13 protein-coding genes are annotated in these 13,883 nt (G+C 72.8%); 10 read left to right on the top strand and 3 right to left on the bottom strand.

Going from position 1 to position 13,883, the window contains the following annotated elements:
* Window positions 1-101: 101 nt before the first annotated feature.
* From egtA to egtD, 4 genes are read left to right on the top strand one after another with little or no spacing between them, the layout of a single operon-like run.
* Window positions 102-1,451 (top strand): ergothioneine biosynthesis glutamate--cysteine ligase EgtA, encoded by a 1,350-nt coding sequence (gene egtA / locus K4S16_RS38955; protein ID WP_375708366.1) that lies wholly within the window; start codon window positions 102-104, stop codon window positions 1,449-1,451.
* On the top strand, window positions 1,448-2,806 hold the full coding sequence (gene egtB, locus K4S16_RS38950) for an ergothioneine biosynthesis protein EgtB (RefSeq protein WP_149264114.1): 1,359 nt from the start codon (window positions 1,448-1,450) through the stop codon (window positions 2,804-2,806). Before egtA ends, egtB begins: the two co-directional genes overlap by 4 nt.
* Entirely contained in the window at window positions 2,807-3,541 is a 735-nt protein-coding gene (gene egtC / locus K4S16_RS38945; RefSeq protein WP_149264113.1) for an ergothioneine biosynthesis protein EgtC, read from the top strand.
* An 11-nt stretch (window positions 3,542-3,552) separates the two neighbouring features.
* Window positions 3,553-4,509 carry an L-histidine N(alpha)-methyltransferase gene (egtD, locus tag K4S16_RS38940; RefSeq protein ID WP_149264112.1) on the top strand — a complete coding sequence of 319 codons (957 nt, stop codon included), beginning with the start codon at window positions 3,553-3,555 and terminating at the stop codon, window positions 4,507-4,509.
* A 38-nt stretch (window positions 4,510-4,547) separates the two neighbouring features.
* Here egtD and K4S16_RS38935 read toward each other — a convergent pair whose 3' ends face one another.
* Complete coding sequence (locus tag K4S16_RS38935) at window positions 4,548-5,327, bottom strand: SGNH/GDSL hydrolase family protein (protein ID WP_235037369.1); 780 nt, start codon at window positions 5,325-5,327, stop codon at window positions 4,548-4,550.
* Between the two features lie 185 nt (window positions 5,328-5,512).
* On the opposite strand from K4S16_RS38935, the gene K4S16_RS38930 reads away from it, so the two are divergent.
* Both K4S16_RS38930 and K4S16_RS38925 read left to right on the top strand, forming a co-directional pair.
* Window positions 5,513-6,664 carry an acyltransferase gene (locus K4S16_RS38930; RefSeq protein WP_160161174.1) on the top strand — a complete coding sequence of 384 codons (1,152 nt, stop codon included), beginning with the start codon at window positions 5,513-5,515 and terminating at the stop codon, window positions 6,662-6,664.
* Window positions 6,579-7,790: a hypothetical protein gene (locus tag K4S16_RS38925; protein ID WP_149264110.1), complete on the top strand. Its 1,212-nt coding sequence runs from the start codon at window positions 6,579-6,581 to the stop codon at window positions 7,788-7,790. Before K4S16_RS38930 ends, K4S16_RS38925 begins: the two co-directional genes overlap by 86 nt.
* Before the next feature lie 121 nt (window positions 7,791-7,911).
* Here the strand turns inward: K4S16_RS38925 and K4S16_RS38920 are convergent, their stop codons facing one another.
* A complete protein-coding gene (locus K4S16_RS38920; protein WP_149264109.1) occupies window positions 7,912-8,451 on the bottom strand; it encodes a cysteine dioxygenase family protein in 540 nt (179 codons plus the stop codon).
* 182 nt (window positions 8,452-8,633) lie between these two features.
* On the opposite strand from K4S16_RS38920, the gene K4S16_RS38915 reads away from it, so the two are divergent.
* Entirely contained in the window at window positions 8,634-9,647 is a 1,014-nt protein-coding gene (locus K4S16_RS38915; protein WP_149264108.1) for a LacI family DNA-binding transcriptional regulator, read from the top strand.
* A gap of 102 nt (window positions 9,648-9,749) precedes the next feature.
* Here the strand turns inward: K4S16_RS38915 and K4S16_RS38910 are convergent, their stop codons facing one another.
* Window positions 9,750-11,213 carry an aromatic amino acid ammonia-lyase gene (locus tag K4S16_RS38910; RefSeq protein WP_149264107.1) on the bottom strand — a complete coding sequence of 488 codons (1,464 nt, stop codon included), beginning with the start codon at window positions 11,211-11,213 and terminating at the stop codon, window positions 9,750-9,752.
* A gap of 162 nt (window positions 11,214-11,375) precedes the next feature.
* Between K4S16_RS38910 and K4S16_RS38905 the strand changes: the two genes are divergently transcribed.
* Genes K4S16_RS38905 through K4S16_RS38895 form a run of 3 tightly spaced genes read left to right on the top strand, consistent with a single transcriptional unit; the run spans window position 11,376 to window position 13,872 of the window.
* Window positions 11,376-12,542 (top strand): ABC transporter ATP-binding protein, encoded by a 1,167-nt coding sequence (locus K4S16_RS38905; protein WP_149264106.1) that lies wholly within the window; start codon window positions 11,376-11,378, stop codon window positions 12,540-12,542.
* The gene (locus K4S16_RS38900; protein WP_149264105.1) at window positions 12,542-13,189 is read left to right on the top strand and encodes an ABC transporter permease; all 648 of its coding nucleotides are present in this window, start codon (window positions 12,542-12,544) and stop codon (window positions 13,187-13,189) included. Before K4S16_RS38905 ends, K4S16_RS38900 begins: the two co-directional genes overlap by 1 nt.
* Window positions 13,186-13,872 carry an ABC transporter permease gene (locus K4S16_RS38895; protein ID WP_149264104.1) on the top strand — a complete coding sequence of 229 codons (687 nt, stop codon included), beginning with the start codon at window positions 13,186-13,188 and terminating at the stop codon, window positions 13,870-13,872. The genes K4S16_RS38900 and K4S16_RS38895 overlap by 4 nt, the downstream gene beginning before the upstream one ends.
* Window positions 13,873-13,883 lie beyond the last annotated feature (11 nt).

Genomic DNA, 13,883 nt, shown 5'->3' with positions numbered 1-13,883 from the left:
ACGTTCACGGAGATTTAAGAAAGTTCCTGAAAAAGCGCTGATTCCTGATCCGGTTCAGCAGGGAAGGATTCGAACTCGTTATCGAACTACGTGAGGAGTCAATGGTGACCCGGCTCACAGTGGACGACGTCTACCAGCACATTCGCGGCGTCTGCTTCAAGACGGGCCCGCCCGGGACGGTCGGCGCGGAGACCGAGTGGATCGTCGTCGACGCCGCCGACCCGGCCGCGCACGTGCCCGCCGAGCGGGTGCGCGCGCTCGTGGACGGGGCCGGGCCGCCGGCCGGCGGGAGCAAGGTCACCTACGAGCCGGGCGGGCAGCTCGAACTCAGCTCCGCCCCGTTCCAGGCCCTGGACGACCTGACCGCCGCGCTCGGTCGCGACATCGCGCACGTGCAGGATGCGATCGCGCCGGACGGGCTCGCGCTCGTCGGGCACGGCGTCGACCCGGTCCGCAGGCCCCGCTTCCAGGCCGACCATCCGCGCTACGCGTGCATGCGGGACTACTTCCGGGCGGGCGGCTTCCGCGACGCGGGCATGGCGATGATGTGCTCGACCGCGTCCGTCCAGGTGAACCTGGACATCGGCGCCGACGACCCGGACGCGTCCCGCCGCTGGCGGCTCGTGCACGCGCTCGGACCGGTGCTGGTCGCGGCGTTCGCCAACTCGCCGCTGCGGGCCGGCCGCCCTACCGGGATGCGCTCGTCCCGCCAGGCCATCTGGACCGAGCTCGACCCGTGCCGCACGCTGCCCGTGCTGCGGGACGGGGCGGACGGCGACCCGGCCGAGGCGTGGACGCGGTACGCGCTCGACGCCCAGGTCATGCTCGTCCACACACCGGACGGACGATGGGTGTCGGCGCCCGGGATGTCCTTCCGGGAGTGGCTGGACAAGGGGGAGCCGGGCGAAGAGGACCTCGCCTACCACCTGTCCACGCTGTTCCCGCCGGTGCGGCCGCGCGGCTGGCTGGAGCTGCGCATGATCGACGCGCTGCCCGGCCCGTACTGGCCGGTGCCCGTCGCCGTCGCCACCGCCCTGCTGGACGACCCGGCCGCCTCGCGCGCCGCCGAGGCCGCGGCCGAGCCGGTGGCGGACCGGTGGGCGTCGGCGGCCTGCCACGGCCTGGCGGACCCGGCCCTGGCCAGGGCCGCGCTGGCGTGCTTCGCGGCGGCGCTGGACGCGCTCCCGCGGCTCGGCGCGTCCGGGCTCGTGCCGCTGGTCGAGGAGTACGCCGACCGGTACGTCCTGCAAGGCCGCTGCCCCGCCGACGACGGTCCCGCCGACGGTCCCGCCGCCGGACGGCCTGCCGCCGACCGGCCCGACCACGACAGTCCTACCGCCGAACGCCTCACCGACGACCGGCGTGCCGACGACCGGCCTGTCGCCGCCAGTCCCGCCGTCGAGCATCCTGCCGCCGGCTCCCAGACACGTCCGATGGAGGATCCGACATGAGCGTCCCTGGCCCGTCCGCCGACGAGGCCGCCCTGAAGGAACTGATCGCAGACGAGCTCGGCGCGGTGCGCGACCGCAGCTTCGGGCTCACCACCGGAGTCCTCGCCGAGGACGAGCTCACCGCGCAGGTGTCGCCGCTGATGTCGCCGCTCGTGTGGGACCTCGCGCACGTCGGCAACTACGAGGAGCTGTGGCTGCTGCGCGCGGCCGCCGGGCAGGAGGCGATGCGCCCCGAGATCGACGACCTGTACGACGCGTTCGAGCATCCGCGGGCGGAGCGGCCGACGCTGCCGCTCCTGAGGCCGGAGGAGGCGCGGTCCTACATCGGCACGGTCCGCTCCAAGGTGCTGGACTCGCTGTCGTCGGTGCGCTTCGACACCCCGGACCCGCTGACATCGGGCGGGTTCGTGTACGGGATGGTCGTCCAGCACGAGCACATGCACGACGAGACCATGCTGGCCACTCACCAACTGCGCCGCGGTGCACCTGCCCTGCTCGACCCCAAGGCGGAGCCACTCCAGGTCCCCGCCGCCGGAGGGGCGCCGAGCGCAGACGAGGTGCTCATCGAGGCGGGCCCGTTCCAGATGGGCACGTCGGACGAACCATGGGCGTACGACAACGAGCGCCCCGCCCACCTCGTCGACCTGCCCGCGTACTACATCGACGTGGAGCCGGTCACCAACGCGGCCTACATCGCCTTCATCGAGGCCGGCGGATACGACGACCCGCGCTGGTGGGACCCGGCGGGATGGGAGTGGCGCAACAGCAGCGGCAAGCGCGCTCCCGCCTTCTGGGAGCGGGAGGGCGGGCAGTGGATGCGGCGCCGGTTCGGGAGGACCGAACCCGTCCCGCCCGGCGAACCCGTCCAGCACGTGTGCTGGTACGAGGCCGACGCCTACGCGCGGTGGGCCGGGAAGCGGCTGCCGACCGAGGCCGAGTGGGAGAAGGCCGCCCGCTGGGACCCCGCCGCAGGACGGTCCCGCCGCTACCCGTGGGGCGACGTCTACGAGGAGGGACGCGCCAACCTCGGGCAGCGCGCGCTCCGCCCGTCCGAGACCGGCTCCTACGCGGCCGGCGCTTCGGCGTACGGGGTGAGGCGCCTCCTAGGGGACGTGTGGGAGTGGACGTCGTCGGACTTCCACGGCTACCCCGGCTTCCGCTCGTTCCCCTACAAGGAGTACTCGGAGGTCTTCTTCGGACCCGACTACAAGGTGCTGAGGGGCGGCTCCTGGGCGACGCACCCGCTCGCCATACGCGGTTCGTTCCGCAACTGGGACTACCCCATCCGGCGGCAGATCTTCTCCGGGTTCCGGTGCGCCCGCTCGGCCGCCCCGTCGGCAGGGGAGGCGCGCTGAATGTGCCGCCATCTCGGCTACCTGGGCCCCGAGCGCACGCTGCACTCCCTCATCTACGAGGGGGAGCACTCCCTTGAGGTCCAGTCGTACGCGCCGCGCATGACGAACGGCGCCATCCTCAACGCCGACGGGTACGGCGTCGGCTGGTACCAGGACGGCGGGGCCGTCCGGTTCCGCCGCGCCCAGCCCATCTGGACCGACCAGTCGTTCCGCGAGGTCGCCGGGGCCGTCCGCGCGTCGTGCGCGGTCGCGGCGCTGCGGTCGGCGACCGTCGGGTTCCCGGTGGACGAGTCGTGCGCCCAGCCGTTCCGCGCCGGGCCGTGGCTGTTCAGCCACAACGGGAAGATCGAGGGCTACGGCGGCGTCGAGTCCAAGCTCCGGGAGCTGGCCGGGGACATCGCCGAGGTCCCCGACGCCCGCGCCCCGGTCGACTCGGCACCGCTGTTCGCCCTCGCCGTCCGGAACTGGCGGGAGGGCGCCCCGCTCGGCGAGGGCCTCGCCGCGGTCGTCACCGCGATCACGGCGCTGGCCCCCGGCCGCTACAACCTGCTCGCCTCGGACGGGACGTCCCTGGCCGCCACGACCTGGGGCGACTCGCTGTTCGTCCGCGAGGGCGGGGACGCGGTCCAGATCGCCTCCGAGCCGCTCGACGGCGACGCCGCGTGGCGCCGCGTCCCCGACCGCTCGCTCGTCACCGCCGATCTCGACACCGGCGTCCGCATCACCCGACTCTGAAGGAGAACCACGTGGACCGGTTCCTGACCGCCGACGATCTCGCCAAGACGCTCCGCCAGGACGTCCGGGCCGGGCTCTCCGGCACGCCCAAGACCCTTCCGCCCAAGTGGTTCTACGACGAGCGCGGCAGCGCGCTCTTCGAGGAGATCACGAAGCTGGAGGAGTACTACCCGACCCGGCGGGAGCGGGAGATCCTCGCCGCCCGGGCGTCCGACGTCGCCGCCGCCACCGGCGCCGGGACGCTGCTGGAACTCGGCGCCGGCTCGGGGGAGAAGACCCGGCTGCTGCTGAACGCCCTGGCCGGCACGCTGCGCACCTACGTGCCGGTGGACGTGAGCGGCGACTTCCTGGAGCAGGCCGCGGCCGGGATCGCCGCCGACCATCCCGGCCTCGCCGTCCGGGCCGTCGTCGCCGACTACGAGCAGCACCTTCACCTGCTGCCCGGCGGCGGGCGGCGCCTCGTCGCCTTCCTCGGCGGGACGATCGGCAACATGCCGCCCGCCGAGCGCATCGGGTTCCTCGGCGGCCTGCGCGCCACCATGGACGAGGACGACTTCCTGCTGCTCGGCGCCGACCTCGTCAAGGACGAGGAGCGGCTCGTGCGCGCCTACGACGACGCGGCGGGCGTCACCGCCGAGTTCAACCGCAACGTCCTGTCGGTCATCAACCGGGAACTGGACGCCGACTTCGACCCGGAGGCGTTCGAGCACGTCGCGGTCTGGAACCGGGCCGAGGAGTGGATCGAGATGCGGCTGCGGTCGCTGCGCGCCCAGGACGTCCGCGTCGGCGGCCTCGACCTGGAGGTCTCGTTCGAGGACGGGGAGGAGATGCGCACCGAGATCTCCGCCAAGTTCCGGCGCGAGCGGCTGGAGGCGGAGCTGGGCGCCGCCGGGATGGAGCTCGCCGAGTTCTGGACGGACGAGGCGGGCGACTTCTCCCTCACCCTCGCGCGCCCCGCGTCCCGCTGACGCCCTCCCGTCCGGGCCCCGGCCCGGACGGGCCGGGCTCAGCCCTTGCGGACGGGGTGATCGAGGCCCAGCCGCTTCAGGTCCGCCGCCAGGCGGGTCGCCACGTAGAGGTGGCCCGCCGGCGTCGGATGGGTGCGGTCCCTCTTGATGAGGCGGGGCGCGTTGCCCTGGCCGGTCAGCAGGTCCCCGGTGATCCACTGCTCGCCGATCGGGTCGACGAACGGGATGCCGAGCTGCCCGGCGAGGTTCTTCAGCGCGTCCCGGACGGCGACCGCGCCGGGCAGCGGCGTCCCCGTCCCCCAGAGCGGGCCCAGGATCACCAGGCGGGTGCCGGGCCAGCGCTGCCGGGCGCGCTGGAGCAGGACGTGCGCCGCCGCCGCGACCTGCGGTGCGGGGGTCCGCCAGTCGTTGTGGCCGCCGGACACCACCAGCATGTCGGGCGCGGGGCGCCAGCCGAGCTGGCTCTCGAACAGGCCGAGGAAGGCGCGCGGGCCGCGGCCCGTCGCGACGTACCCGGTGCCGGACCGCCCGCCGACGACGACCTGCCAGCCGAGCAGCCGCGCGGTCGCGGAGGCGTACGTCGACTCCGGCTCGACGCCGCGGTCGCCGACCGTGTAGCTGTCGCCGAGGAACATCACCACGGGCGGGGTCTTGCGCGCCCGGTCGTCCGGGCCGTCCGCCGCGGCCGGCTTGTGCACCGAACCCGCGAGCAGGGAGCAGCCCGCGACCATCGAGCAGCCGGCGAGCGACAGGACCGCCGCCAGGCCGAGGCACAGCATCCGGGTCGCCGCGCCGCGTCGGGCGCGGCGAGATGTCATGGAGTACCACCAATGAATCAGGGGGACGCCTCCGCATCTTACTGACCCCGCGCCTCTGCCGCGGGCACTCCGCGACCATGGCGTCACCATGCCGTCACCGCCCCGCGGCCGATCGTGTCCTTCCTTCCATCCGCCGTTCACCCCGCGGATCGGACCGGGCAACCTGGCGACGGGAGGGTTCCGCGGTGACTCGACGGGAACGGCTGCGCGAACTCGACCTGCTGCGCTTCACGGCCGCGATGGCGGTGGTGCTCTACCACTTCACGGGATTCGGGGGCGCGGGGGCGTGGCCCTCGCCGTCGCAGGAGGTCTTCCCCGAGATCGCCCCGGTCACCCGGTTCGGGTACCTCGGCGTCGACCTGTTCTTCGTCATCAGCGGGTTCGTGATCCTCATGAGCGCGTGGGGACGCGGCCCGGGGGAGTTCGGCATCTCCCGGCTCGTCCGGCTGATGCCCGCGTACTGGGTGAGCGTGCTGCTGGGCGCCGCCGTCTACGCGGTCTTCCGGATGGGGCACGGCGTCCCCGGCCTGGTCGTCCCGAACCTGACGATGCTGCAAGGCGGGCTCGGACTGCGGAACGTGGACGCCGTCTACTGGACGCTCTGGGTCGAGCTGCACTTCTACGTGCTCGCCGCCGTCCTCGCGGGGGTCGGGATCACCTACCGGTCCTGCCTGATCTTCATGGCGGCCTGGCTGCTCGGCGGGGTCTTCGCCGACGAGGCCGACAACAAGCTGCTCCAGGTGATGCTGGTCCCGACCTGGAGCTGCTACTTCATCGCGGGCATGGCGCTGTACATGATCCACCGGTTCGGGCCGACGCTGCTGCTCTGGGGCTACGTGGCCGCGTCCTACCTGGTGGCGCTGCGCTGGGGCTCCTGGCGCGCGGAGCACGTCTTCAGGGGCGCGGACGAGACCGTGGTCAGCGCCGTCATCACGGGCATCTTCGCGGTGATGATCCTCGTCGCGACCGGGCGGCTGAGCCGGCTGCGGTGGCGGGGCCTGACCGTCCTCGGGGCGCTCACGTACCCGCTCTACCTCGTCCACTCCCAGCTCGCGCTTCCCCTGCTGGACGCGGTGTATCCGGGCCTCAACCGGTGGACGGCGCTGGCGGTGGTGGTCGGGACCTCGCTGCTGGCCGCCTACGCGGTGCACCGGCTTGTGGAACGTCCGGGCGCGAAGTGGATGCGGGCCCGGCTCACGGCGTCGTTGGCACCCATGCGGCCTTCCGAGGAAACCTCTACGTTTGTCGCTCGTGGCGATTGGCGTGGACGGGGCGGTTCTGGTCTCGGCGGCGGTGAGCCTCGCGACCGCGCCCCGGTGGATGCGGCACGCACCTGACCCTCTGCCCGGCGGCTCCACACGACGCTGGGCTCGTCCAGAGGCGTTCCTCTGCCTCGTCATCGGGCTCGTCTACCTGAACCAAGTGCTCTTCACCGTGTACATGCTGCGCGTCCACGGCGGGGACGCGTCCTTCATCGCGAAGTACCTCCCCGAGGGGTATTTCGCGCTTGAGGACGGCGCGGCCATGCGCGGTCTCGCGGAACACTTCCCGATGCCGGAACTGCTGGCGCCGTCCCTCCTGCGTGTCCAGGCGTTCCTGGAACTGCCCTTCGCGCTGCTGGCGTACATGACGGTGCTGCGGTGGCTGGATCGCGGCCTCTACCGGCGCCTGGCGCGCTCGTGGCCGGTGTGGGCCGCGTCGCTGTCCTACACGTTCGTCTTCTGCCTGGTCGAGTGGGATCTGCGCAACCCCTACACGATGGACGACATCGTGATTCGGGCCTGCTCGGCTGTGGTGACGCCGTTGCTGCTCCGCTGGCTGGCCGGGCAAGAGGAAGCCGCCCCAGAGGAGCGGTCATTCGCGCAGATGCTTCTCTTCGCCGCGTCTGCCTGGGCGTTGGGGCAAATCGTGTTGGCCGTCTATGACACCGCCCTGCTGTACAACCTCGGTCATCTGGGCGGACGCCTGCCCGGGATGGCCGTCGCCGTGTGCGTCCTGGCGGGTGCGCGCTGGGCGTCGTCCCGTCTGAGACCGGGCGAGGTGGGGGACGCCCTGGCGTCGGTCATCAACGGGTTGCGCTGGGGACTGCTTCTCTTCTTCGTCCCGGCGCTCGCCGTCCGCTACGGGGTGAACTTCGGCACCCCGCTCCTGGCAGGGGCGGCCGGCCTGCTGGTCTGCGCTGTGGCCGCCGTGTACGCACTGCGGAGCACGCTCACCGGCGCAGGGGCGACCCGCATCGCTCTCTGGGCCGTCCAGGCGGCGGTGGCGCTTCTCGCCGGAGCCGCGGCCGGGTACGCCGCCGTCCGCCTGGTCGCCGACACCTACTACGAGGCGGGGCTGCTCAGGGGCGCCGTCTCCTGCTTCGCCGTCGTCGTCACCGTCTGCGCGCTGACCGATCGCGTGCTGACTGACCGATTTTTTCGCCGAAGGTGTGACACATCCGGAACGACGTGCGCTGAGTGAGTATGAGCGTCCGGTTGTTGGGAGCGGGCTACGCCGGACGCGCCGCCTCTGGCGGGCCCGTCGCCCCCGGTCGGGCCCGCCAGAGCACCTCAGGTGGATAGCACCTCAGGCAGAGAACACTTCAGGCCGGCTCGTCCGGTGACCCGGGCCCCGGTTCCTGCAGTTCCTCGGTGTAGCTGACCGACAGGCGACGCATCAGCCCCGTCTCGTCGATGGAGTACTGGCCGAGCCGCCACAGCGGCGGCGAGTAGGCGTGGATCGAGACGCTGGCGTTCTCCACCCCCGTGAGCCGGTGGATGTGCTCGGGACCGAAGCAGAAGGACGCGCCCTCCCGCACGACGGTCCGCAGGGGTTCGCCGCCGATGCGCGGGTTGTTCTCCTCGATGGCTCCGGCGACGACGCGGACGGCCCCCGAGGAGACGTCGTGGTCGTGCCAGCCGGTGTCGTTCTCGGGCGTCCAGCACAGCAGCCAGACGTCGACGTGCTCGTCCCGGTGGAGGGAGACGTAGTGGCGGCGCCCCTCCGGGAACGCGACGTGCTGCCGCCACAGGCCGGGCCGCTCGGCCAGGTCGTCGACCAGCTCCCGCAGCTCCCGCTTGTCGAGGGGACGGCCGGGCAGGCGCTCCAGGCCGCCGGGACGGGGCAGGACCTCGGAAGACACGGGGTTCGCTCCTCTCTGAAACCGTCGCCGGGCACGGTCCGCTAAGCCCGTAACCCGGCGTGAATCGCCAGGCCAGGGCTTCTGAACCGCATCAGTTAACCGTTTCAGTGAACCGCTTCAGTGATGACGCCGTCAAGCCCGGATGCGGCGCGCTGTCGGTGGCGGCCTCTAGGGTTGGAGGGATGTCGGAGAAGCGCAAGCGCGCGACCATCCGCGAAGTGGCGCAGGCGACGGGGCTGTCGCCCGCGGCCGTGTCGTACGCGCTGCGCGGCATCCAGACCTCGGAGGAGACGCAGGAGCGGGTCCGCGCCGCGGCGCGGGAGCTGGGCTACGAGGCGCACCCGATCGCGCGCGCGCTGGCCAGCGGCCGCACCGACCAGGTCGGCCTGCTGTGCGGCTCGCTGGAGGACTACTGGCAGCAGTCCCTCGCCGTGGGCATCGGCCGGGCGCTGCTCGCCCGCGGCCGCTACGCCCTGATCGTGGACGCCGGCGGCGACCCCGAGCGCGAACTGGCCCTCGCGCGGCGGCTGCGCGACCAGCGGGTGGACGGCCTGATCGTCCAGCCGCTCGACCCGTCCGCCGCGCTGTGGTCGGAGCTCGCGGCCTCGGTCCCCGTCGTGTCCATCGGCGACGCCCTGCACGGCGGGCAGGCGCAGGGCGAGGTCGTGTTCGACAACCGGCGGGGCGTCACGCTCGCGCTGGAGCACCTGCGGGCGCTCGGGCACCAGCGCCTCACCGTGTTCACCCCCACCCTCGCCAGCACCCCCGACCGTCCCGCCGACGTGTACGTCAACGCCGAGGCCGAGCGGCTCGGCCTGAGCGTCGACGTGGTGGTCGTGCCGCAGTCCCTCCCCGAGTCCACCGAGGTCGCGCTGCGGGTGCTCGGCGGCCCCGACCGCCCCTCGGCCGTCTTCTGCTTCGCCGACTCCATCGCCTACGGCGTCTACGCCGCCACCCGCGAGCTGGGCCTGGACGTCCCCGGTGACGTCGCCGTCTGCGGCTACGACAACCACCCGATGTCGGCGCTGCTCACCCCGCCGCTCACCAGCGTCGAGTGGGACATCGACGGCATCGTCCACTCCGCCGTCCGCCTCGTCGTGGACGTCATCGACGGCAAGCCCCGCAAGCGCCGCGTCGTCCGCGAGCCGTCCCTGCGCATCCGCGCCTCCACCGGCGAACCGCCGGCGGACGGCTGAGCCGCCGGTGCGCCGGGCCACCGGTGTGCCGAGGTCTCCTGCAGACCGGGCCGCCGGCGGGGTGAGATCACCGGCGGGGTGAGATCACCGTTCCCACCGGGCTCAGGGGTGGAGGCGGGACAGGTGCGGTAGGAGGTCCGCGGCGGCGGCGATGTCGGTGTCGAGCGGGCGGTCCTCGACCCGCGGGTCGAGGACGGCGTCCGCCATGTCGTACGCCGAGCGCAGCGGGCCGCCGGAGGGTGCCCGCCCCTGCATCCGCAGCGCGCGGACGGCGGCCACCAGTTCGCAGCCGAGGCCGAGCCGGTAGGCGGCGACCGCGTCCGTCGTGGCGCGCGCCGACTGCGTCGAGAAGCCCGCGTGCTCCTCGACGCCGCGCGACAGCACCGCGCTGCCGAGCGCCGCGGGGGTCGCGAGGCGCCGCACGTCCGCCAGGCACGAGTGCGCCACGTACTCCAGGATCATGATCCCGGACGAGGCCTCCGTGGCGCCCTGGAACGGGTAGAGGCCGGTGAACGACGGCTCGGCGAGCGTGCCGAGGCGCGCGGCGGCCAGCGCCATCGTCTGGAAGAGGGCGGCGCGGGCCGCGTCCAGGGCGAGCCCGACGTAGGCGGTGTGGAAGTTGCCGTTGTGCCAGACCGCCCGGCCGGGGACGTCCACCAGCGGGTTCTCGGCGGCGGCGTTGATCTCCCGCGTGACGACCTCCTCGGCGTAGCCGGCCGCCTCCAGCGCGGGGCCGTGCACCTGCGGGAACGCCCGGTAGCCGTAGGGGTCCTGGATGCGCATCGGCGCCGGCCGGTCGAAGGCGAGCAGCGCGCGCATCGCCGCCGCGGCCTGCTGCTGGCCCGGATGGGGGCACGCGTCCTGCACCGCCTCCGCGTAGGGCTCCTCGGAGGCGCGGACGGCCAGATGCGACAGCGCCGCCACGACCGTCGACGCGCGCAGCGCCACCCGCAGGTCGGCGACCGCGAGCGCCGACTCGCCGAGCGTGGCCGCGTTGGAGCTGATGAACGCCAGCGCGTCGGCGGAGCGGAGCCGGTAGCCGGGGCCGCGCTCCTGACCGCCGTCCGGGCCGGGCAGCCACGGCCGCTCGCCGAGAAGGCACAGCGCGGTCGAGGCCAGCGCGGTCAGGTCGCCCGTGCCGATCGCCCCGTACACCGGCACCGGGGGGAGGAGGCCGAGGTTGAGCACGTCCGCCAACGCCTGGAGCGCGCCCGGTTCCACGCCCGAGCCGCCCGCCGCGATCTGGTTCAGCCGGACCGCCAGCATCGCCCGGACGATCTCCGGCGCGACCAGCGGACCCGCTCCGGCGGCGTGGCTGCGCAGCAGTCGCAGCCCGTGGGCGTCGGCGTCCTCCCACTCGACGTCCACGACGCGGTTGGCGCCGACCCCCGTCGTCCGCCCGTACACCGGCCGGGCCTCGGTGATCTCACGGACGAGTCGCCACGCGGCGCGCGCCCGCTCGACCCCGGCCGGGGCCACGGCGACCGCCACATCCTCCCGGGCGGCGCGCGCCACCTGCGCGCATGTGAGGGATGTCCCATCGATAACGATTCGGCTGTTCTCCACGCCGACACGCTACTTTCCCTGCATTACCGGTAGATATGCTTGCATGCTTGACGTGCCGGACATGCAGGGACACTGGGATGACGTTACCCACGGGTCGCGGTGGGGAACCAGTCGGAATCGATCATCGGCGTCACGGGGGACGCCCGGCGAGGACGTGATTCGTTGATCACCTTTGAGGGCGTCACCAAGCGCTATCCCGGGGGCACCGTCGCGCTCGACGACGTGAGCCTCGACTGCCCCGCGGGCCGCATCACCGTGTTCGTCGGCACGTCCGGCGGCGGCAAGACCACCGCCCTGCGGACCATCAACCGGATGGTGGAGCCGACGTCCGGGCGCGTGCTGATCGACGGGCAGGACGTCCGCGAGCGCAAGCCCGCCGAGCTGCGGCGCGGCATCGGCTACGTGATCCAGCACGCCGGGCTGTTCCCGCACCGCACCATCCTCGACAACATCGCCACCGTCCCGTACCTGCTGTCCTGGAACAAGAAGAAGGCGCGGGCGCGGGCGCTGGAGCTGATGGAGCGGGTCGGGCTCGACCCGGCGATGGGCAGGCGGTACCCGTTCCAGCTCTCCGGCGGCCAGCAGCAGCGCGTCGGCGTCGCGCGGGCGCTCGCCGCCGATCCGCCGATCATGCTGATGGACGAGCCGTTCAGCGCCGTCGACCCGGTCGTCCGCGCCGAGCTGCAGGACGAGTTCCTCCGCCTCCAGGAGGAACTGCACAAGACGATCGTGTTCGTCACCCACGACATCGACGAGGCCATCAAGCTCGGCGACCGGATCGCGGTGTTCCAGACCGGCGGCAAGCTCGTCCAGATCGACAGCCCCGAGAACCTCCTCGCCCACCCGGCCGACGACTTCGTCGCCGGGTTCATCGGCCAGAACCGCGGAATCCGCACCCTGTCGTTCGCCGAGACGGGCGGCCTGAGGCTGAGCGACGCCGCGGTCCGCGCGGCGAGCACCGACGCGGCGGACGCCGCCGGGACGGACTGGGTGCTCGTCGTCGACGACGACCGGCGCCCGCTCGGCTGGGCCCGTCCGGCGCAGGCCGGCGGGCCGCTCGGCAAGGCGAAGCTCAGCCCGGTCGGCCCGACGTTCCGGGTCGGCGGCGACTCCGTGCGGACCGCGCTGGACGCGGCCGTCCTGTCCCCGTCCGGGCTGGCGGTCGGCGTCGACGAGACCGGCGCCGTCGTCGGGACGGCGAGCGGGACCGACCTGCTGGCCGTGCCCACCCACGGCCGCGACGGCGCCGCCGCCGGAACCGCCGCCGGAACCGCCGCCGGTCCGGAAGAGGCGGATCCGGAAGGGGCCGACGCCGGAGGCACCGGCTGATGGACATCGACTGGGGCTGGATCGGCGAGCACACCGACACGCTGTCCGAGCACGCCCTCATCCACCTGCGGCTCGCCCTGCTGCCGGTGCTGTTCGGCCTGCTCATCTCGCTGCCGGTCGGCATGATGTGCCGCCGCTGGCGCTGGCTCTACCCGCCCGCGCTGACGATCTCGAACATCTTCTACGCGATCCCGTCGCTCGCGCTGTTCATGGTCTTCATCCAGTACACCGGCCTGACGGCGTCCACGGTCATGATCCCGTTGACCCTGTACAGCCTGTCGGTGCTCGTCCCGAACGTGGTGGACGGGCTGGCGTCGGTGTCCGAGCCCGTCCGGCAGGCGGCCACCGCGATGGGATTCGGCCCGCTGCGGCGCCTGCTCCAGGTGGAGCTGCCGATCGCCGTGCCCATCGTCATCGCCGGGACGCGCGTCGCCGCCGTCTCCTCCATCAGCCTCGTCGCCGTAGGCCAGCTGATCGGCCAGGGCGGCCTCGGCTACGACATCATCCGCGGCTACCAGCTCCAGTTCCAGACGCAGATCGTGGCCGCCACCGTCCTGATCGTCCTGCTGGCCCTGGTCACCGACGCGATCCTGGTCACCGTCCAACGCCTGCTCACGCCGTGGGCCCGAGCCCGGATGACCTCATGAACGAGCTGTGGAACCAGATCGACCTGTTCTGGACGTGGCTCACCACGTCCTCCCAGTGGCACGGCGGCGACGGCATCCCGCACCGGCTGCTCCAGCACGTCTACTACAGCGGCGTGGCGCTGGTGTGCGCCGCGGTCATCGGCCTCGCGCTCGGGCTGCTCGTCGGGCACACCGGCCGCGGCGGGTTCCTCGCGATCAGCCTGGCGAACGTCGCCCGCGCCGTCCCCACCTTCGGCCTGGTGCTGATCGTCGTGGTGATCGAGTACAGCATCACCCCGGTGCTCGTCGCCCTGGTGGCGCTCGCCGTCCCGCCGATCCTCGTCAACACCTTCGAGGGGATCCGCGGCGTCGACGCCGACGCCAAGGACGCGGCGAGCGGCATGGGCATGACCGGCTGGGGCGTGCTGTGGCGGGTCGAGCTGCCGATGGCGCTGCCCCTGATCCTGCTCGGGCTGCGCACTTCCGCGATCCAGGTCGTCGCCACCGCCACCATCGCCGCCTACCCGGGCTTCGGCGGCCTCGGCCGCTACATCATCGACGGCCTGGCCCGCAACGACTACCAGCTCGTCGTCGGGGGCACCGTCCTGGTGGTGCTGCTCGCGCTGATCGTCCAGGCGGCCTTCGCGGCGCTGCGCCGCCTCCTCGTCTCACCGGGCCTGCTCGGCTCCGCCCGATCCTCCTGAAAACCGAAGGA

The organism is Actinomadura sp. K4S16 (genome assembly GCF_008327685.1).
In the GTDB taxonomy this organism is placed as follows: Bacteria; Actinomycetota; Actinomycetes; order Streptosporangiales; family Streptosporangiaceae; genus Spirillospora.
Note: the sequence above shows the minus strand (reverse complement) of the source record. Positions and strands in the feature narration are given on the sequence as shown.